The sequence below is a fragment of the Shouchella rhizosphaerae genome (assembly GCF_036700015.1).
GTDB lineage: Bacteria > Bacillota > Bacilli > Bacillales > Bacillaceae_D > Shouchella > Shouchella rhizosphaerae.
Map to the genome: position 1 here is coordinate 226418 of NZ_CP144921.1, position 20040 is coordinate 246457.

The 20040-nt window shown below is 43.8% G+C and carries 25 protein-coding genes; 11 read left to right on the plus strand and 14 right to left on the minus strand.

Annotation, left to right across the window (positions count from 1 at the left end; all coding sequences use genetic code 11):
- Positions 1 to 16: 16 nt before the first annotated feature.
- Complete coding sequence (locus tag V5G21_RS01395; protein WP_011247366.1) at positions 17 to 700, minus strand: lytic transglycosylase domain-containing protein; 684 nt, start codon at positions 698 to 700, stop codon at positions 17 to 19.
- Positions 701 to 857: 157 nt separating this feature from the next.
- On the opposite strand from V5G21_RS01395, the gene V5G21_RS01400 reads away from it, so the two are divergent.
- From V5G21_RS01400 to V5G21_RS01410, 3 genes are all read left to right on the plus strand, one after another.
- Complete coding sequence (locus V5G21_RS01400) at positions 858 to 1253, plus strand: hypothetical protein (RefSeq protein ID WP_011247367.1); 396 nt, start codon at positions 858 to 860, stop codon at positions 1251 to 1253.
- Positions 1254 to 1270: 17 nt separating this feature from the next.
- On the plus strand, positions 1271 to 2173 hold the full coding sequence (locus tag V5G21_RS01405; RefSeq protein ID WP_035201756.1) for a ClpXP adapter SpxH family protein: 903 nt from the start codon (positions 1271 to 1273) through the stop codon (positions 2171 to 2173).
- 289 nt (positions 2174 to 2462) lie between these two features.
- Positions 2463 to 2642 carry a hypothetical protein gene (locus tag V5G21_RS01410; RefSeq protein ID WP_035201757.1) on the plus strand — a complete coding sequence of 60 codons (180 nt, stop codon included), beginning with the start codon at positions 2463 to 2465 and terminating at the stop codon, positions 2640 to 2642.
- A 56-nt stretch (positions 2643 to 2698) separates the two neighbouring features.
- On the opposite strand, the gene V5G21_RS01415 is transcribed toward V5G21_RS01410, so the two are convergent.
- The 8 genes from V5G21_RS01415 to trhA form a co-directional block, all read right to left on the minus strand.
- Complete coding sequence (locus V5G21_RS01415) at positions 2699 to 3907, minus strand: competence protein CoiA (RefSeq protein ID WP_338465176.1); 1209 nt, start codon at positions 3905 to 3907, stop codon at positions 2699 to 2701.
- A 182-nt stretch (positions 3908 to 4089) separates the two neighbouring features.
- Positions 4090 to 4719, minus strand: a complete 630-nt coding sequence (gene mecA, locus V5G21_RS01420) for an adaptor protein MecA (protein WP_011247370.1) — start codon at positions 4717 to 4719, stop codon at positions 4090 to 4092.
- A gap of 222 nt (positions 4720 to 4941) precedes the next feature.
- Positions 4942 to 5337, minus strand: coding sequence for a transcriptional regulator SpxA (gene spxA / locus V5G21_RS01425; RefSeq protein WP_011247371.1), 396 nt, complete (start codon positions 5335 to 5337; stop codon positions 4942 to 4944).
- Positions 5338 to 5569: 232 nt separating this feature from the next.
- Positions 5570 to 5707 carry a hypothetical protein gene (locus V5G21_RS01430; protein WP_156323127.1) on the minus strand — a complete coding sequence of 46 codons (138 nt, stop codon included), beginning with the start codon at positions 5705 to 5707 and terminating at the stop codon, positions 5570 to 5572.
- A gap of 49 nt (positions 5708 to 5756) precedes the next feature.
- Entirely contained in the window at positions 5757 to 6302 is a 546-nt protein-coding gene (locus V5G21_RS01435) for a GNAT family N-acetyltransferase (protein ID WP_011247372.1), read from the minus strand.
- 120 nt (positions 6303 to 6422) lie between these two features.
- Positions 6423 to 7637 (minus strand): putative glycoside hydrolase, encoded by a 1215-nt coding sequence (locus tag V5G21_RS01440; protein WP_095236036.1) that lies wholly within the window; start codon positions 7635 to 7637, stop codon positions 6423 to 6425.
- A gap of 20 nt (positions 7638 to 7657) precedes the next feature.
- The gene (locus V5G21_RS01445) at positions 7658 to 7885 is read right to left on the minus strand and encodes an excisionase family DNA-binding protein (protein ID WP_011247374.1); all 228 of its coding nucleotides are present in this window, start codon (positions 7883 to 7885) and stop codon (positions 7658 to 7660) included.
- A 133-nt stretch (positions 7886 to 8018) separates the two neighbouring features.
- On the minus strand, positions 8019 to 8669 hold the full coding sequence (gene trhA, locus V5G21_RS01450; RefSeq protein ID WP_035201759.1) for a PAQR family membrane homeostasis protein TrhA: 651 nt from the start codon (positions 8667 to 8669) through the stop codon (positions 8019 to 8021).
- Positions 8670 to 8749: 80 nt separating this feature from the next.
- On the opposite strand from trhA, the gene V5G21_RS01455 reads away from it, so the two are divergent.
- The gene (locus tag V5G21_RS01455) at positions 8750 to 9289 is read left to right on the plus strand and encodes an HD domain-containing protein (RefSeq protein WP_011247376.1); all 540 of its coding nucleotides are present in this window, start codon (positions 8750 to 8752) and stop codon (positions 9287 to 9289) included.
- Here the strand turns inward: V5G21_RS01455 and V5G21_RS01460 are convergent.
- The gene (locus V5G21_RS01460) at positions 9254 to 9835 is read right to left on the minus strand and encodes a TlpA disulfide reductase family protein (RefSeq protein ID WP_035201760.1); all 582 of its coding nucleotides are present in this window, start codon (positions 9833 to 9835) and stop codon (positions 9254 to 9256) included. The two genes, V5G21_RS01455 and V5G21_RS01460, sit on opposite strands and share 36 nt — an antisense overlap.
- A 46-nt stretch (positions 9836 to 9881) precedes the next feature.
- On the opposite strand from V5G21_RS01460, the gene V5G21_RS01465 reads away from it, so the two are divergent.
- Complete coding sequence (locus tag V5G21_RS01465) at positions 9882 to 10043, plus strand: hypothetical protein (RefSeq protein WP_156323126.1); 162 nt, start codon at positions 9882 to 9884, stop codon at positions 10041 to 10043.
- Positions 10044 to 10190: 147 nt separating this feature from the next.
- Positions 10191 to 11180, plus strand: coding sequence for a tryptophan--tRNA ligase (trpS, locus tag V5G21_RS01470; protein ID WP_011247378.1), 990 nt, complete (start codon positions 10191 to 10193; stop codon positions 11178 to 11180).
- A 91-nt stretch (positions 11181 to 11271) separates the two neighbouring features.
- Here trpS and V5G21_RS01475 read toward each other — a convergent pair whose 3' ends face one another.
- The 3 genes from V5G21_RS01475 to V5G21_RS01485 form a co-directional block, all read right to left on the minus strand.
- Complete coding sequence (locus V5G21_RS01475; RefSeq protein WP_255222685.1) at positions 11272 to 11394, minus strand: hypothetical protein; 123 nt, start codon at positions 11392 to 11394, stop codon at positions 11272 to 11274.
- Positions 11395 to 11498: 104 nt separating this feature from the next.
- A complete protein-coding gene (locus V5G21_RS01480) occupies positions 11499 to 12245 on the minus strand; it encodes a YjbA family protein (RefSeq protein WP_011247379.1) in 747 nt (248 codons plus the stop codon).
- 74 nt (positions 12246 to 12319) lie between these two features.
- Positions 12320 to 13135, minus strand: coding sequence for a DUF2268 domain-containing protein (locus V5G21_RS01485; RefSeq protein ID WP_051881104.1), 816 nt, complete (start codon positions 13133 to 13135; stop codon positions 12320 to 12322).
- 80 nt (positions 13136 to 13215) lie between these two features.
- Between V5G21_RS01485 and V5G21_RS01490 the strand changes: the two genes are divergently transcribed.
- Entirely contained in the window at positions 13216 to 13977 is a 762-nt protein-coding gene (locus V5G21_RS01490; protein ID WP_011247381.1) for a GTP pyrophosphokinase, read from the plus strand.
- Between the two features lie 114 nt (positions 13978 to 14091).
- The gene (coaA, locus tag V5G21_RS01495; RefSeq protein ID WP_035201761.1) at positions 14092 to 15042 is read left to right on the plus strand and encodes a type I pantothenate kinase; all 951 of its coding nucleotides are present in this window, start codon (positions 14092 to 14094) and stop codon (positions 15040 to 15042) included.
- 69 nt (positions 15043 to 15111) lie between these two features.
- On the opposite strand, the gene V5G21_RS01500 is transcribed toward coaA, so the two are convergent.
- Entirely contained in the window at positions 15112 to 15873 is a 762-nt protein-coding gene (locus tag V5G21_RS01500) for a CAP domain-containing protein (RefSeq protein WP_035201762.1), read from the minus strand.
- A 407-nt stretch (positions 15874 to 16280) separates the two neighbouring features.
- Here V5G21_RS01500 and V5G21_RS01505 point away from each other — a divergent pair, with 407 nt between their 5' ends.
- From V5G21_RS01505 to V5G21_RS01515, 3 genes are all read left to right on the plus strand, one after another.
- Positions 16281 to 16874 carry a cell wall hydrolase gene (locus V5G21_RS01505; RefSeq protein ID WP_011247384.1) on the plus strand — a complete coding sequence of 198 codons (594 nt, stop codon included), beginning with the start codon at positions 16281 to 16283 and terminating at the stop codon, positions 16872 to 16874.
- 233 nt (positions 16875 to 17107) lie between these two features.
- Positions 17108 to 17563: a hypothetical protein gene (locus V5G21_RS01510; RefSeq protein WP_011247385.1), complete on the plus strand. Its 456-nt coding sequence runs from the start codon at positions 17108 to 17110 to the stop codon at positions 17561 to 17563.
- A 74-nt stretch (positions 17564 to 17637) separates the two neighbouring features.
- Positions 17638 to 19734 (plus strand): CBS domain-containing protein, encoded by a 2097-nt coding sequence (locus V5G21_RS01515; RefSeq protein ID WP_035201764.1) that lies wholly within the window; start codon positions 17638 to 17640, stop codon positions 19732 to 19734.
- Positions 19735 to 20040: the final 306 nt, after the last annotated feature.

Genomic DNA, 20040 nt, shown 5'->3' on the forward strand with positions numbered 1-20040 from the left:
CTTTTTGGCTGCACGTTTATGCGTAGCTACGATATGTGTTAAGCACTTTTGGAACGTAATTCTGTGTTTCTTTAAAAGGTGGAACACCGCCGTACTTATCGACATTTCCTGGGCCGGCGTTATAAGCTGCAAGCGCTAATGCTTCATTGCCATTGTAACGGTCTAGCATTTGCTTTAAGTATTTAACCCCACCACGGATGTTTTCAGCAGGATCAAAAATCGATTTAACGCCAAGCGCTCTAGCTGTAGAAGGCATCAATTGCATGAGCCCACTAGCTCCTACTGAGCTTACCGCTCTTTCATTGAAGTTTGACTCGTGTTGAATTACCGCCTTAACAAGTTTAGCGTCGACCCCAAACTCCGCGGCAATGCTTTCAATAAGCGGTCCATAAGATTCAGCTTTGCTTGTTGGCGCTGTTCCCTTGCTTTGTTCCACCTTTTGCTCTGCTGTACCGTAGACTTCTTCTGCTTTCGTTTGTAAAGTAGCAACCTCTTCATATGTATTCTTTTCATCTAAAAACAGCGGCTGCTGCAACATCGGCAACAAAAACGGCAACTGTAGTGGCGGAGTGCTTATTTGCGTGCTTTTGTCCCATTCAGATTGGAGCATTTTCGAGAATGAAGTCGTTTCATCTGTTTGCGATGCTTGTGGTGAAACCCGTTCGCTTGTGTATGCCTGCGGCCAAAATGAAATTTCCATATTTCCCCTCCGTGCGGTTTTCTTCTTCCATTATAACAAAGTTTGCGAAAAATCGACAGAAAGGATTTCCTCTTTTTAACTCTAAAAACACTTTATTTGCTGAACGGAACAATGGTTGCTACAATGGATCTAGGCAAACGAAAAGGAGAGACCATTTGTGCCTGATCAACGAAATGAACAAAGCCCGTTTGAGGCTTTAGGTGGGGAAGAAAAGATAAGCGAACTTGTCGATGCTTTTTATCGCTACATCGCGGCTCATGAAGACGTTCGCCACCTTTTTCCTGAAGACCTGACTCATACAGCATACAAACAAAAGCGGTTTTTAACGCAATTTTTCGGCGGTCCACCGCTCTATACAGAAGAGTTTGGGCACCCGAGACTAAGAGCGCGACATATGCCGTTTGTCATCTCTCCTGTCCAAGCTGAAGCTTGGCTTTCCTGTATGGAGCGTGCCATGGACGACGTGCATTTATCAGGCGATATCCGTGATTATATGATGCATCGGCTTAGGCTTACTGCACATCATATGGTTAATCACCCAACGCCGGGATAAAAGAAAGGAGTTGGCCCATGAACGCCAAACATCGCGTGACTAGCCATTGTGACCATGAACTCGGGATTTGCGGCATTTCTCCCGAGGCAAATGAAGCGCTACCTGCCAAAAAACCATTGGAGATTTACACCTTTATTGATCCGCTGTGCGCTCAATGCTGGTCGATGGAGCCGATTCTAAAGAAGCTCAAAGTCGAATATGGTCATTATTTCCGAATACGAGTCCTGCTTGCTGGAAAGTTGAATGTGTGGAATGCGTGCGAAGCAGGCAAAGCCAAACATACACGCCCGCCGGTATGGGTGAAAGGTGTATCATCCTCAAATATGCCTTACGCCGGGGATATAAAACTTAGTGATTTTCATCCATATAAAGCTTCACTTGCGATAAAAGCAGCAGAACTACAAGGACCAAAGGCAGGCCACCGCTTTTTGCGCAAGCTGCGAGAAACGTTGTTTTTACAAAAACAAAACATTACCAATGAAGACGTGCTAAAAGCATGCGCCAATGCTGCCGGACTGGACGTTGATGCTTTTATAGCCGACCTTCATTCACCGAGCGCCGCCAAAGCGCTTCAGTGTGACGTGCAAACGACGAACGAGATGGACGTTGACACCGTTCCGACTTTTGTTTTCTTTAATGACAATTCGGAAGAAGCAGGCATTAAAATTTCCGGCCAGTATCCATTTTCGATTTATGTCCAGTTATTGGAAGACATGCTTGGCTTCGTACCAGTAAAAGCGACTCCACCGACTCTCGAGGGGTTGTTGCAAACATATGGTTTTTTAGCCACTGCGGAAGTAGCAATGGTTTTGGATTTGAGTAGCGAAGAAGCAGAAAAAAAGCTAAAGACACTCATGTTACAGCAAAAAGTAGAAGCTGTCCCTTATGAATACGGGACTTTTTGGAAATGGTTAATGTAAGGGTCTAGCCTAGGCAGGGTCCTTTCTTTTTCGTCCAAAACACCAAAAGGCTGTCCGCTTATAAAGCAGACAGCCTTCCTATTAATCGAAGAGAATGTGAGTTGCAACACTTCTATTCTACTGAAAAAAACAAGCAGAAGCAACAAGAAATTTAATTGACAAGTTTGTACAATGAACCACACATAGTTTCCATTCCTAGGCATATGTTATACAAACACGCTTCTGGCATATACGAAAACATCGTTATCGCCGTATCCTATTTTGTGTAAAAAGGGTGTGGAGATTGGAAATGAAACGGAAACTATTGCTTCGCATTGCGCTCGTCCTCATTGCCTTTTATTTGTATATTCTTGGGCTGCTGCACCTTTTTCCAATTTGGGTAGCCGTTCCGCTATTATTCATCGCGCTTTTTTGCTTATTCCGGCCGTTAAAAAAGAAACCACGTTTTAAAGGATACCGTCCTCGTTAACAAAAGAATTGTTTAAACAACTAACTGCATCACTTTCTTTCAATGCATTTTTGTCCCTATATGCTGGCCTCTTTTCCTTGCTTCGTTTCGGCTTCACCAGCATGCTTATGGTGTGCTAACAACCATTCATGCCAGCAACGGAGAAAATGCTGTTCTTTTTCCTTTCCGCTACAAGAAAGGATTTCCTCATCGCTTTTTATAAAAGTGGCAGGAGCGATCTTTTTCAACAAACCAAATACTTCAAGCAAAGCTAGATATTCGCGGGCTAGTTGGGAAGTGACTTTTTTCGGGTTGCAGTAAGGTTTGAAAGGGTGGCGGAACTGCCGCAAACAAGACGACAATAACACAGCGATTTGGGTAAGCGTACGTGGAGCACTATTAAAAGCATGACACAAATAAGCATGAATAAACGATGTCTGCCATAGAAACGGGGAAACTTGGAGATAGCGTTGAGTTGGCAAGGGCCAGCCAGCAGTAAGCGGAATATCGGTTAATTGAAACGTTCCAAGCAAGTGCACGAACAATCGATTGCGGTGAACGTTGTTTTTGACTTGCTGGCGATAGGCAGACAAGCTATCTGTATAACAAACAGACAGTGGCGGGGGGTGGCACAAATCGCTTAATGTTAAACGTTCGAGAGCAATAAACGATGGGGTAGCAAGTGCTAACGAAGGGAGAACAGCCACTACATGACGGAGCAAACATACTTGTTCAGTATGAGCGTCTAAATAAATAAAAAACGGTTCCCTTTTGGCATATTGGAGCCCATACCATTCAAATTGGTGGATTTGGAACATTTGCCGCCGCTTCCGTTTTAAACGGTTTCCCCCGAAAATCCAAACTGGGGAAATGCCTTGGCGTGCGTACAAAGTATTGCGTTCATATAACGTTTTGGCGGAAAGGGTAGCACATTGGAATTCCAGTGCAAGCGGCGAGGAAGCTTCAATGTAAACATCCGGTCGTTGCTTTGACTCCCTTAAATACGTTTCCAATTGTGTTGCTTTGTTCTGCTTGGCCGCCCAGTGAAACAGCAATTGTTTTCCACGTACATGCTCATCCGACTCCCCTTCCCCTCCAGATGGGCACTGCTCACTTTTTTGGTGGGCAAAATGCCAACGTCTTTTTGTTCCAAGTCGCATCCTTACTTGTTGGTTGCAAATTGGACAACGAAAACGCCCTGCTTTTTGTAAGTACCGCCATTCTGAATAACTGCGCTTATCGGTAAAACGAATAAGGCGATCGTTTTCATCTAAAGCTTGAAGCAATGACCACACTCCTTTCTTCTTTTTTTATTTAAACCAATCTTACGTTTATCCTTTTTTTGCGCAAAAAAAAGAGCCTATTATGGCTCTTATAGACGGTAACAAACGCTCGCTAACGTCGTTGGCGTAAATCCCTTGCCTTCACTCTCTCGGCTAACAAGCGTTTTCTAGCAGCCTGAACGGACTTAGGAAAAAGTTGAATAGAGCTTCGCTAAAGCGGTCTCTGGCATAATGACTTTGCCATACTCCTGAAGCCTGTGAATTGTTAATTCTGATTCATAGCCATACTCAAGCATCCTGCTCAACAAATTGTCTTGTTCATCCTCTGTATAAAGGTCGTTCGTGAATTGGACATGCAAGAAATAACGGCCTTCGTAGTGGTACAGTGTATTAAGCACTCGCTCAGGGCGAACGGCTTTGCTTAAAGAGATTACATCTTCGAGCTCTTTAAAACCAATAATCAGCTCGAGACTATCTAGCTCGTTCTCTTCAAGCGTGTGGACTGGAACATCTTCCTGCTCGTCTGTTTCCATGTCCTCTTTCACAGGAATTTCTAATTTTACATTGCCATCTGACAATTGCCCACGTGTAACGAGAATTTCCAACCCTTTATCATGGGCATGAACTTGAATCCAGAGCGGGCCATCTAGTTCAAATTCATCCCTGTCGCTTGCTTCGTGCATCATATCATAAAAAAGTTCTTCACCACGTTCACGGTTATACCAAATTTCTTCACGCTCAAAACCACGTGCTTCAATATCCTTATACGTGATGAAAAACCGAATAGTTGAGTCATTTACTCGTTCGATTTCCATACTCGCTCCCCCTCCTGTAATCTTAACATTAGGTAGCCTTTATCAAGGAAACAGTGAGCTTGCCTTCCTTGTTCCTATTGTATGATAACTAGCCGAAAAATGGAATCCATCTGCTTTCTGACGGGTGCAAACGTATTTTGTTAGTTCTTTATTCTCTCGCATGCCGTGGTCAATGTCAAGAAAAATAAAACCTTCTACAGAGGTTTCTGTAGAAGGTTCGTATTAATTTACTAAGCGCTGTGCTTCCTGCAATTGGAATGTCCGCACTTTTCTTGGTAGAAAACGGCGAATTTCAGCGTCGTTGTATCCTACTTGTAAACGTTTTTCATCGAAGATAATCGGACGGCGAAGCAGACCAGGATTGTCGCTAATAATTGTAAACAATTTTTGTAAAGGCAATGATTCAAGTTCTACGTCCAGTTCTTGGAAAACTTTAGAACGTGTTGAAATAATTTCATCTGTGCCATCTTCTGTCATGCGCACAACCTGTTTTACTTCTTCAACAGAGAGTGGAGATGCAAAGATATTACGCTCTTCAAAAGGAATATCATGCTCTTCCAACCATGCTTTCGCTTTTCTACAAGATGTACAACTAGGGGATGTAAGTAGTGTGACCATCTTATTGAACCTCTCCTTTAATCAAAGTGTGACAAGTGTATCCGTTATCGTTCGCTTCATCACCATTTTATTATACAAGTTTGTTCAACTGTTGTATAGAGTCGTTGCAAAAAACTTATACAAAGATTGAACAAAAACTATGGGAAATCCTCTTATTAATGCACACTTCCCGACATTGCCTAACCATAAACCTATTTTCAGAAAAAAATCCGCCAGTACGGCGTACGGCGGATTACGCAATGCTTTTTTTCGATTGGGGATAAGGATATTCCTGCGGACGACGGTTTTTCAAATTGTCTAGCTGCTTTTTAAAAGCATCTTTCCACGCTAGGCGCTTTCGTTTTTGTTTAGCTTTCTTTTTTTGTTTCATAGCGCTTCGCCCTCCCGTTTTTTTTGTCAGGAGCCTACTGTTCACCGTCTTAATCATTTAATGTTAATACTTCATCAACTGCTTCATAGGATTCTCCATACAACGTTTTATCTTTATACGTATGGATGTTCTCATACGTGTGCTTCATTTTCTCATATATACTATTCTCATCTTCATTCTCTGGTGACCAATAAAGGATTTCTAATTCCGTCACTTTATTTGTCGCAAGAGAACGACGACGATAGCCAATTGATTTGGCATGTTTAAACCCTTCACGACTATAAAAGCGCTGTCGCTTTTGCGTATCCGTGTCTCTATAATCGATAGGCTCCACTTCAAGTATAATCGGTTTTTGCTTTTTTTTCAATCGCTCTAACAGCTTTTTCCCCAGTCCTTCTCCTCTAGCCTGCTTTGCCACAAACAAGTAATCGACAAAGATAAAGTCATCGGTCTCGACGTACATCATCACATGGTTATCGCTCTCTTCCTTATGATAAATGTCTCCCTTTTCTTTTAATAACAGTTCCATATGCTGTTTTGACTTCATTTCCTCAACAGGAAAATATTCAGCAAGCTTCTCATACCAAGTTGCCATTTTCATGCCTCCATTTCTTCGTTTTTTACATACTCATTTATATAGCCATTTTCATCTTTGTCCTAAACCCATCATTTAGTTTGCCCTATTGGCCCAAAAAAAAAGCAGCTGAAGCTGCTTTTACGGATTGTCGTAATCGACCCCTTGAGTGTAAGTGTTGCCTGCATTCCACAATAAAAATTCGTTAATGTCATTTTCATACAAAGCACGGATTTGCGCTTCTACTTCCTCTTTTCCGTACTGTAAATAATTGCCCGACCCTAAGTAGCTAGCAGTAAAGTCTTGAATCCATGGCCGCGACACTGGCTTCTTATCTTCTAGCTGCTCTAAAAGCCCGTTTTCCAATTTGGCATAGCCATCTGTTAGCTCATAAGGGTACAAGTCAGGCTTGTCCAATCCTTCAAAAGACGTCCAATGGCTTGGATAAATCATCGAAGAAATGACATCGACATTCTCCGATATTTTCAAGAAGTTTTGCCCAATTCCCGGCGCCTCAGGCACGGTTGCGGCATAGCCGAAAATATCAACGGATACATCTACATGGTAGACGCTAAGTTTTTCTCGGGCGTATGCGACAAAATCGGTGACTGCGTTTACACGGCGTTGCACATTGTCAATTTCGTCATCTCCGTATTTTCCTGTCTCATATTCCAGCGTTTCATCACGGTTTTCAAATCCTTCTGGAAAACGGACATAATCAAACTGGATTTCTCGGAACCCCATTTGTGCTGCTTCCTCGGCAATGCCGACATTATACTCCCATACTTCCTCTAAAAATGGATTGACAAATGCTTCTTTCCTGCCATTTTTCCAGACGGAGCCGTTTTCTTTAAACGAAAGCTCTGGTTTCATTTCAGCTAAAGTCGTATCTTTAAAAACAACAATTCGGGCAATTGGATAAATCTCGTTTTCTTCAAGAACATTCATCATTTCCTCAGGGTCGTTTATGTATTTCTTTGCAATGTTGTAATAAGGCGAACTCTCGTCAGGCATATATGTAATATTGCCATGATCATCTTTAATGTCGATGACCATCGCATTAAGCCCTGTTTCACCGACGAAATCAACAAGCGAGTGAAAGCGCTTTCCTCCGGCAGAGTGACCAGACACATAAATTCCCCTCACTCCGTCTTCTGGATAATTGAACGTGTACCCTGACTGATTGGCAAAGCGCGTTGAGAGCTTCGGGGTTTCAAACAGCGTTTGGCCAACAAGCTTATGGCCATGTACAAGCATCCCGTTACCCGATGTCGCTTCAACACTTCCCCCGTTAACACCAACTAGCAATGAAGCAGATAACAGAGCAGAGCAGCCGACTTTCATCCATTTACACACACATACACTCCCTTTCATCCTTAATCCTCATCATGGGCATCCCAATCATCTGGAATCTCCTCTTCTTCTTTCATATACTGCCTGTGCCTTTTTTCCAGCTGTTCTTTAAGCTTTTCAAACTGTGTTTTGTTAAAAAGCCACGTTTCTCCGTCATAAACGCCACGTATATTTCCAAGATGAGCTTGTTCCATTAAATAAGACTGAGTAACGCCAAGATAAGAAGCCAATTCTTGTAGCGAAATATACACAGCCTCTCCCTCCCTCGCCCAATAAAGGATGACATCGTTCAGGCATTTCCCCTATCGGAAATTGTCCCTTTTGCTTGCTACATACCCTATTTACTCGAAGAAAAAACAATCTGGTCAACTGCCCAGATCGTTTTTAAATGCCTACTGGCAAAATAAATAAAAATACAAGAAAGAAATGTGAGACAGAGCCTGCCAACACAAACAAATGCCAAATCGCATGGTGATACAAAAATCCACGCCAGACATAAAAAATCGTCCCAGCGGTGTAAAAAATCCCACCAAGCACCAACAGCCATATGCCTCCACTAGGCAGGGTTGACATAATCGGACCCATTGCAAACACGGCAATCCAGCCCATTGCGACATACATGATCGTCGACAACACTAAAAATTTCTTTACGTAAAAGACTTTAAAGATAATGCCGACAACGGCAATACCCCAGACAATCCCAAATAATGTCCAGCCTAGTGCACCACCGACTAAAATAAATAAAATCGGCGTGTACGTACCTGCGATAAACAAGTAAATAGCGGCATGATCAAAAATTTCAAATACGTCTTTTGCCTTGCCTGGCTTAAAACTATGGACAAGTGTCGAAGATAAATATAGGAGCACCATACTTGTGCCATAAATCGTAAAACTAACGATATGCCAAGCAGTACCGTGCATGCTAGAGTAAACAATTAAAAGCACGAGCGCCAAGATGCTCAAAAGCGCACCAAAACCATGTGTGAGCGCATTGACCAGTTCTTCACGTCTCGAGAAAACGTGGGTATTTGCCAAATAACTTCCCCCTTTACAACGGTTGGCATTCATTATAGCATAGATTATTAAAAAAATGTGTGGATGGAAGGAGAATGATGATGAGAGAAGTAACACTAGTTGCTCTTTACGACCACCACATCGCCCAAAAGTATTTGCAACGCTCTGGCATGGCTCATGCGATTCGCTGTGCTTACCACGCCTGTGCGTTAGCGGTGAATGAAAACGTCAACCCCGACTTGGCCGCAAAAGCAGCATTTTTACACGATATCGGGCATTATACTTGGTACAAAAACGGCAAATGGGACTACTCGCTTTATAAAGCCTATGATATTCATGCCATTAAAGGCGCTGAACGTGCCCATAAATTATTAATCCGTCTTGGGGAACACCCCCGTCATGCAAAAGAAATCGCATTGGCCATTTTGCTGCATACAGACTCTTACTTGCCTAACGGAGAGCTTGCCCTCAGCCCGTTGCAAGCGGTGGTCGCAAAAGCAGATGAACTTGATGAAGAGCCAAAAGGCAGCCATCATTACCGAACGATTGAGGAAAAAACGGCACGGCAGTTATTGACGGAACTTGATAGCCAAATTGACGGCTTTTTACAGGCCGGCGCCAGCAACAGAAAATGGCGGTAGCTCGGTTAGCATCCCTTCATCCATCGCCCCGTTAATGCGCCGGACAATTCTTCCTTCCCTATCGACAATAAGCGTCGTTGGTATACCGAAAATTTGATACTGTTTTTGGATGTCCCCCTCTTTATCTAACAGGGGGTCAAACGACGCGTTAAAATGAGTTAAAAATGCCTTGACTTCTTGTGTGCTTGTCTCTTCGCTCGTCAAATTGACGGCGACAAAATGATCGCCTTGCTGTCTTAGTCGCTTTTCCGCTTCTACGATCAACGGCATTTCCTCTTGGCACGGGTAACACCATGTTGCAAAAAAGTGGACCATTGTATACGAATGGGCTCCCTTTTTTGGATCAAATTCTCCAATGCCTCCAGATAAAGTCGGCAACGCAAAGGTAGGAGCTGCTTTCCCTTCATGGACCCCTTCTTCCATTGCATGTACAATGGCTTCCACGTGCCGAAAGATCGATTCTGTTTTAAAATGGAACCATCCTACTGCCAGAATCGCTGCTACTAGGATGAAAAACAAGATGGACCGTCTGATGGAACGGATCATACCACTAAAACGCCCTTTCTTGGAGGATGATTAGGAGTGTCTTTCGATGAACAAGTATCAACTTTGCCAAGCTGTTGCCTGCCTCGCTTTATTGGTGTTCGTCTTTTTTTTGCAAGACGTCCCTTTTTCGCTTTTATGGTTTATCTTGCTCGTGGCACTCAACCTCGGCTTGCTACTATATAAACGTTTTCAAGGACGAACCCATTAACCGACCTGCCTCTGTAAAAAATAGGGTTCGTTCTAGTGTATGTCCCTCTTCCCCCTCTTTATGCATGGCCTTATTTAGATGGAAGAGTTGTGTTTGCTTGCATTTTGATTTACGATGGAGAAGAGTGACAAAACAGGAGTTGAACGTATGCAAACCGTTTTTTCTGGAATTCAACCGAGCGGCACGTTGACGCTTGGCAACTATTTAGGGGCATTGAAACACTTTGCCGACATGCAAAATGACTATGATTGCTTCTTTTGTATTGTCGACCAGCATGCGATAACGGTACCACAAGAGCGTTTGAAACTACGCGAAAACATCCGCAGCCTCGCCGCCCTTTACATCGCATCAGGAATCGACCCAAACAAATCGACATTGTTTATCCAGTCGGAAGTGCCAGCCCATGCCCAGCTAGGCTGGATGATGCAATGTGTTTCCTATATTGGCGAATTAGAACGCATGACCCAATTTAAAGACAAATCCAGCGGTAAAGAGGCCGTTTCGGCTGCGCTGTTAACGTATCCGCCACTTATGGCCGCAGACATTCTTCTTTATCAAACGGACATTGTGCCCGTTGGCGAAGACCAAAAGCAGCATTTGGAATTAACCCGCAATTTGGCGGAGCGCTTTAACGCTAAGTACAATGATATTTTTACTGTACCTGACGTGCGCATCCCGAAAGTCGGCGCAAGAATTATGTCTTTAAATGACCCTCATAAAAAAATGAGCAAATCAAATCCCAATGCGAAAAGCTATATTTCCATGCTTGACGAGCCAAAGACGATTGCAAAGAAAATTAAAAGCGCCGTCACCGATTCAGAAGGTACCATTCGTTTTGATCGTGAAGAAAAGCCAGCGGTCTCGAACTTGCTTTCGATTTTTTCTCTTTGCTCTGGCAAATCGGTCACAGAGCTTGAACAACTGTATGAAGGCTCCGGCTACGGCCCTTTTAAAGCCGACCTTGCCGACGCAGTCATTGAAGCGCTGCAACCAGTGCAAACACGTTACTATGAGTTGATTGAATCAGCCGAACTTGATGCGATATTGGACAAAGGTGCAGACAAAGCGAACCGCAAAGCACAAAAAACGCTCGTAAAAGCAGAGCGTGCGATGGGCTTAGGCAGAAAGAGAAGATAACCTGATAAAACATAAGCATTTTATGTCCTAACGTTAAAACGACGTAGCCGTGTGCTACGTCGTTTCCGTTTAAGTAATGATAATTTGTTTCTTAATAGCCATTTGTTTTCTTGTACACTTTCCCAACAAAAAAGGAAAGTCCAAGCGTGCCGACTAACAAAACAACCGTTAAAATTTTCATAATCAAATACGCAAATGAGTCCATTGTCTCCATCCATCCGTGCCTCCTTTTGTCGCTTCCATTATAAAAGAAAGCGCATACGATGTAAATAGAAAAACGACGCGTTAAAGCAAGCCCCTTGCTTTAACGCGCTAACATTACTTCACCCGCTCTGGATGCTCCAACTCCCATAATTTCTCGAAAAAGGAATGGCCTTTAACCATCGCTTCACATAGTTTGTAATGGCGTTGGCTCCAACCTGCACGGACACCGTTTAGCAATTGTTCCCACACTTCTGTACGGCCTTTTTGCTGAAGCTTTTTGTATGTCAGAGGGTCCCACTCTGTACACCAATATTTTATTTCCGCATCTGAGCCTGTTGTCTGCAATTGATCAAGCACCATCAGCAACAGTTGCTTCAGCTGCCTTTCCTTGCGGGTCAGTCCCGCTAACTCAGCAGGACTCGGGGAAAGCAAATGGTAGTCTTTTGCAGGCAGAGGGATTTCTAATTGGAAATAAGGAACGTCTTGTTCAGTTAATGTCTCAAACACCACTTGTTCTTGGCGTGGCGTTAACCGGCTCTTTCTAATGGGCGTTTTGTATCCCATTGTGTCTACTGCAATAATCCGTTTCCCATCCGTAGCAATAAAACAATAATCGAGTTGGATGCGTGACATGTTTTTACGCAAATAGCTCTTTTGAAACACTTCTTTGAGCAATTCCATTGGTAAATCAAGAAGCTGGTCCTCTATGTAGTCCATTAGCTTCTCGTCCACTTTCAACAATTTTACTTGATCGAGCACTTCTATGCGGTCTTCACTTCTCCATTCATGGAACGGGCACACATTGTATCCATTCTCCTCGCCTTCAAACCAATTTACCCATACATCTCTCATCATGACCATCTGAATCGATCCTCCTCACTAGTATGCTCTTTGGAGTCAGTATGGTCACGAGGGGCAAATCTTAAACACCGTTTTCATGTTTCCGTGCCAATGCGCAGCACTGACTCAGCATCCTCATCCAGAAACGCTAACGTATCTTTACTAGAATGTTCAGCCGCTGCTTTACAAAGCTTGAAACCGTAATAATAGCCTAGCATAGCCGGAATGCCTGCCCGGTCGTCGCCATAGAGAAAGGGCTTGTAATGGCTTCTTCCTTTTCTCAATAAATTCGGTTCCAAATAGCGGACAAACCATTCTTCTTGCCAATGGCCGTCATACTTCTTCGTCCACGGTGCCACATATGCTTCGCCGACCTCTTCTATTACAGCTAATTCAGCAAGTCCTTCCATCACCATTGATTCTAATAACGTAATAGACGACTCGGTTTCCTGTGTGCGCCATAATCGGCAAACATGATGGTATTCATGGGTGACTAATGCTTTTAAGTCGTTCTCCTCAATGTCACCTGAAATAAAAAGAACGATGCCATCAGGAAAACCGAGCCCCATTTTCCCTCCTAGTTCTGCCTGAAGCCGTTTATGTTCTTCATTTGCTGGTAACAAGAAAACGGGCACATTGGGCCCCTGCCATTTTTGTTTCAACGCATTAAATTGTTCGCCAGCTACAGTCCAGCAGTCTGAGTGCAAAAATCGCCTTAAGCGGCTTTTCCTCGTTTTGGGCAAAAATAAACCGATTTTTTGCAAATAAGTGGCCAACTGCTGATCTGTCGAATAGGCGAAAAGGGATTGAAGTGGCTGGATAAATAGTTGCCTATACCTTGCTTGGACCGATTGCTCCTCGTAATGGTCCACATATAGCTCAATCCATCTGTTTGTCTTGACGATTCCCACACTCTCACATCCTTCAAAACAGAGTTACACTTGACTTTGCTTAGTGCCAAATCCAAAATGAAAGGCAGAGGTGACTGACAATGAATGATCCTTTGCTTACTTTCGAAAAAGCAAAACAGCTAAAACAACAATTAACGGAATTTATGATGATGTATAAATTTGCTTTAGACGAAATGGAAACAAGAATTTCCATTTTGCAAGAAGAATTTGAACTAATGCATGATTATAGTCCAATTGAACATGTAAAAACACGATTGAAATCGCCGGAAAGCATTTTTGAAAAAGCGAGGCGCAAAAATATTCCTTTCCATTTGCATGTCTTAAAAAATTCCATCCAAGACATTGCTGGAATCCGTATTACTTGTTCGTTTCTCTCTGATATTTACCGGCTCGAGGAAATGTTGAGAAAACAAAGCGATATGCACGTAGTCACTGTAAAGGACTATATTAAAAAGCCTAAGGAAAACGGCTACCGTAGCCTCCATATGATTGTAAAAGTCCCTGTCTATACATCCGCACGCAAAGAAGAAGTATTTGTAGAAATCCAAATCCGTACCATTGCGATGGATTTCTGGGCCAGCCTCGAACATAAGATCTTTTATAAATACAATCAGAATGTACCAAAACAGCTCATTTCAGAATTAACTGAAGCCGCCCACTCAGCTGCTGCACTCGATGAAAAAATGGAACATATCCATCATGAAATGAGTGCTGTCAAGCAGAAGCAAGCGGCACAGCCAAGCGAAAGCGAACAATTGCAATTAAACAGCCACACATTCGCCATTCCTCGAAAATTGCTAGAAAGCCTGCAAAAACTACCTGATGATTTGTCAGGCGTGTGAACAAATCTTTTCCTACATGTATACGTTCGCTCAAGTGTTCTATTCTTGATTATCCGTTTCAGCCGTGCTACGCTTCATCTATTGAAGTAAGCTCAACCCGCAAAGGAGATCCTTATGACAACGGATGAATTAACAAAAAGCTTAGAGGCTTTTACCCACTTCACTCGTGCAGAATGGGCACAGCTAAATGACGGGCATAGCGCTCCTCTCACGGAAAAAGAGCGGAAAAACCTCGAAGGGATTTATGAAACGATATCTGAGGCAGAAGTGAACGATGTATACATGCCTTTATCTGAATTACTTTATAAACGAATGGTCCATAATGTTAGGCTTCATGACGATTTAAATCGCTTTTTAAAGCGGGAACGGAAGCGGGTGCCCTTTGTCATTGGCATAGCCGGGAGCGTTGCAGTCGGAAAAAGCACAACCGCAAGGCTGATTCAAGCATTGGCCTCAAGATGGCCCGGCTCTCCGAAAGTGGAGCTTGTCACAACAGACGGCTTTCTATATCCAAATGAAGTGCTGGAAGAACGAGGCCTCATGAAACGGAAAGGCTTTCCAGAAAGTTACGATATCCGCAGCCTGCTTACTTTTTTGACAGACTTAAAAGCAGGCACGCCTGTCGTAAAAGCACCTATGTATTCTCACTTGACTTATAACATTGAAAAAGATCATATCCAAACGTTGATAGAACCGGATGTCGTCATTGTCGAAGGCATTAATGTCCTACAAGTAAACCGAAAAGGCAAGCGCATGCCCCATGTGTTTGTCTCTGATTTTTTTGATTTCAGCATTTATGTCGATGCAGAGGAAAAAGACATATTATCTTGGTATATCGAGCGCTTTCAACTGCTCCGTAACACAGCATTCCAAAAACCCGAGTCGTATTTTCACCGCTACCGCGACTTAACGGATGAAGAAGCGGTTGCAATGGCGGAATCGATTTGGCATACCATTAATGGCGTTAATTTAGAAAAGAACATTAAGCCAACACGCCTTCGCGCAGATTTGATCTTAACAAAAGGCGCTCACCACCGCGTTGAGCAAGTCCAATTGCGAAAATAAACGCCATATATTAACTTGCTGAAACAAAAAAACTCCGCTGCTCTTTAGCAACGGAGTTTTTTTGGAGTGTTACCCTTTAAACAATTGCACGAACATTTTGCCGTAAGGACCGCCGTCAACTACGCCAATGCCTACTTCTGTGTAGTTGCTGTTCAAAATGTTTTCACGGTGTCCTTGTGAATTCATAAGAGCATTGTGTGCTGCGTCTACTGTTTGGTTTCCAGCCAAGTTTTCGCCAGCTGTATTATAAGAAATACCAAACTGCTTCATCATGTCAAATGGAGAACCGTACGTAGGTGAATTATGGTCAAAATAGTTGTTGTCGATCATGTCTTGCGCTTTAACACGAGCTACTTCGGTTAGCTTTTGGTCAACTTTTAGAGGTTGAAGCCCTGCTTTTTCACGCTCTTGGTTAACAAGGTCAACCATTTGCTGTTCTTCTTGAGTCACATCACCAGATGCATCGGTTTCCTCTTGTTGTGGCTCTTCTTCTACCGTTTCTTGTTCTTCAGGTGTGTTAGTTGGCTCGCCTGCTTCTACTTCTGGTGCCTCAGGCTGTGCTTCTTCTTCAGGAGCAGGGGCTGGCGCTTCTTCTTTATTGATAAGATCCGTAACAAAATCTAAATCTTCCAAATTCACATTCGACCAATCGATGTTGCCAAATTGCTCTTTTAGCTCATTTAGGTCGACTTTCACGCAATCACCGCTAGCTGTGTAGATGTAAGGCCCTTTCACTTGAACTTTATATTGGCCTGCAGCATCGGCTTGGTTAGAAAAGCCTGCTCCTACGATGGCAGCGGCAGCTAATGTAGAGATAACTAATTTCTTCATGAATATCCTCCTAATCGTTGCGTACTGTGTATTCGTATCCCTGTTCGCCAGATACACACACATCCTAGCATACAAAAAGAATCGGATTCTATGGTAAAAGATTCATATAGTGGCATCTTGAAACGTTTTGTAATAGAACAATTAGCCCGGCCATTAACGGCTTGATCGCCGCCATATTCCAAAAAAGCAACTGGAAATTCTCCTCAACTGTTACACAACTGTAAAACGAGGCTCTAATTGTAACCATTGCGTAACAAATTGGCTTCAGCGTTGCCACGATCCCATTTGCTGTCTTTTGTACGAAGCTTGGAAAACATTTTCAGCTCTTTTTTGATGAGAATCTGTTACAGTGTTAACGTGCAACCTTTGTGCACACTAGATTTACTTGATAGGAGTTGTATAGGTTTATGATTAAAAAACTTATATTCCTCATTTTTGGCTCAATTGGATTGTCTTTTGCTATGCTTGAAATTGCCGATGCAAAACAACTTACACACCCAGTTCAGCCAGGTGAGACCATATATACACTAAGCGAACGGTATGGCGTCCCAGAAGCAGCGATTATGAAAGTCAACGATCTTTCTGATTCTGCGATTGAAGCTGGCGAGACGCTAACGATCCCTGCAGCTGTTTCTGCTGCGGAGAGAGAGCTTTTAGCTAAACTAGTCAGCGCTGAAGCAAAAGGCGAACCGTATGCAGGGAAAGTCGCGGTAGCGACTGTCGTGCTAAACCGAGTGGACAATGAAAATTATCCAGATACTGTGCGCGATGTGATTTATGAAGTGACACCATCAGGCCATTATGCCTTTTCCCCTGTCTTGGATGGCGCCATTAACAATGAGCCTGATGACGAGTCAAGACGAGCTGTGACAGAAGCCCTCGCGTTTCGGGGCCAAGGTCAACAATCGCTTTATTTCTATAACCCGAAAACAGCAACAAGCGGTTGGGTAGCGACTCGGGAGCAAACACTCGTTATCGGCGACCATATTTTTGCCAAGTAACGCCTTAGACAATAACCGAATAAATGAAACTTACACAATGTCTAAGTTTCTTTAGACAAACTGATAGAAAGCGCTTGTCAGCCACGGCAAACAACGAAGGATGTGCGAGCGTTTGACTACAGTTTGAAAGCTCATGCCATTTAGGGTGGCATGGGCTTTTTTTGCGCTTGCTGTGCTATCGTTGATTCAAACAGCGTATAACAGGGAATAACAGTTATAAAGGAGTGGTCTGTATGGAAAAAGGGCTTCGCCTGGATCGTGTGACGGCTCTTGATATAAATAGAGGCGTCCAACCAAACTATGCAGCAGTAGTAGCACCGCTTGAGCGGGTCGTATCAACTGAAAAAACAACAAGCGATACGTCTGCAAATAGCCTGCTCGCTTACGGCCACGCGTTACGTTATACAAAAGCGCCAGAAATGCGGCCCGTAGCTAAAAAAGCGGAAGAGCGTGTGAGCGACTGGGTATTCTCTCTATCTTGCCATTTCAAAACAGCTCGTTTTTATCATCGTCTGAACGATCAGTTAAGCAAACATGGGTTATTCTCGAAAACAGCGTCAACTGGAAGACCGTTTCTTACCACTGACGAGGCGGCCATTCTAGCCGACGCTTTCAAACAAGCTTCCCCCCCAACAAATATAAACCTAATGGCCGGCGGAGAAGGGCTGGCCATGGATTACTTCTGTTAAAAAGCAGCGTCTTAGCCCGCTGCTTTTTTGGTATACTACTAGAGAAGAGAAAAAAGCAAAAGGAGGCGGCTTATATGAAAGCAATTGTCAGCCTCAACCATCTTGATTTTCATGGCCTTGCTATTCTTGCAGCGGCCCAAAAAATTCATCCGGATGCCATTGTTGTGCTACCGCCTATTTACCAACATGCTGTCAAACGATTTTTGGACGACTATAAAACCGATTTTTCCTTTCAGCATGATGGCAAGCTTTCATGGAACGAAGTAGATGAAATTGTATATGTCGATTGGGAAGATGAAAAGCAGGAAAGCCTTTATCGCTCGTTGCCCACTTCTGCTGTTGAGACGAATTTGTGGCGAACGATCAAAGCGACTAAAAGAGGCGTGCCGATCACTACCCTCATTAATGAGATGAAACGAAAACAAATTTCGGTAACAGCTATAGAAGCCACGCTTTTTGCTCTAGGTTTATATAGCAGCACCCATCATTTAACGCTCCCTTCAACCACGGCTAGTGATGGCGATGCCTGTGCCTACTTACTTGAGAAAGGCGCTGATTTGCGCGTAGTCAACGACTATTTGCAACAAGCGCCACTGGCTGAAAAAATCGCTTCTGTAATGAGTAAGCCTGTTGTAACTGTACAAACATCGCAATTGGTTGATGAAGTGTGGCAAACGCTGCTTCGTTCAGGACATAGCGGTTTTCCCGTTGTCGATGAGACGGGGGCACTAGCAGGCGTTATTACGCGTATGGACCTCGCCAAGGCACGCCAGTTTGGCATGGGAGAAGCTCAAGTCACCGAAGTGATGAGCATGCCTAACATTACGCTTCGGGCAAACGATTCGATTGATGCCGCTTGTGCCCACCTTGCTTACAATCAAGTCGGCCGTCTCCCTGTCGTCGGCGACAACAACGAACCGATTGGCATTGTGACTCGAACAGACATCGTCCGTTCGCTTTACCCGAATAAGCATGCCGTTGCCCCTTCTGAGCTCGCGTCTTATTTTGGGAAGCAAACATGTTCCTTTCTGCAAAAGATTGGTGCTTTCGCCGACGAACTCCAAGTACCTGTCTATTTAGTTGGCGGCCTTGTGCGCGACTTTTTCTTAAAGCGCCCACATAAAGATATTGACTTAGTCGTTGAAGGGGATGGAATTGCCTTTGCCAAGCAACTGGCAACCGCATTTGGGGGAAGCGTGCGCAGCCATGAGTCATTTGGCACTGCTACGTGGGCCAACGAACAAGACATTGACATTGTGACGTGTAGAAAAGAGTTTTATTTGCAAAAAGGGGCATTGCCTACCGTGCGCCCGGCTTCGATTTACGAAGACCTAGCAAGGCGGGATTTCTCTATAAATGCGATGGCAATCCAAATCAATCGATCCTCATTCGGGAACGTGCTCGATGTGTTTCAGGGAAAACAAGCGCTTATCGACAAACACATTCGCATTCTCCATCCGCTCAGTTTCATAGAAGACCCGACCCGGCTTTTCCGCGCTGTCCGTTTTGGCCTGCGCCTAAACTTCAGCCTCTCCTCAGAGACGATACACCAAGCAACTAAAACAGGTGCTGCTCTGCACCACATTAGTGCTAAACGCTTACGGCAGGAACTTGATTTGCTAGCTAATGAAGGCGTGCTTTTTGAAGGCTTTCGCCAATTGGCTGACCTCCATGTCTGGACAACGTTGTTTGGTTCCCGTTTTTCCGAGCGAGCCTGGCGGCATATGGCCAACTTGCAGCAACATGGTTTGAATGATGGCATGTTCTTTTTACTGGCTGGCGCTGTTGATTGCACTCGTCTTGACGTCGCAAGTCGTTACGCTCTTACAAAGCAAGAAAAACGCTTGGTAGAAGAAACAAGCTTGCCCGTTTGGCAACAACTTGCGCCGACAGCCTCACTCGGAGAAGCACATCGCGACTTGGCGCGAATTTCAAGCGAAATCGTTCGCTTTTATAGCGAGGCCGAACTTCCGCTAAGCCCGCTCTTACGTCGTTATGCCGAAAAACGCACACAGTTTAAGCCGCTTTTGACAGGAGCTGATTTGCTCAAAGCGGGTTACCAACCAGGTCCTGTATTTACACAATGGTTGCTCGAAATCGAATGCCTACAACTTGACGGGCATATTGCTACAAAAGACCAAGCCCTTGCTTGGATCGCTGAGAAAACATAAACAAAGAGGCTGGGGACAAAACGAGCCAAGAAATTCAATGAAAAGGAGTACGCTCATCGAACATCGATAAGCGTACTCCTTTTTGCCTAGATTTTTCTGTGTTTGGCTATTATTCCTCGGGTATACTTTCGCAGACAGACGTAAAAAATGCTCTGAAACTGTCACACAATTTCGCAAACCATTTTCAATAGACAAAGACGACTGATTTTTACTTCATTCAATTAATTATGCCAATCTTCGGGGAATTTTACAAATAAAAGATCCCCTCCTGCCTTTTATACGGTATACTAGTAGCGTATTTATCGA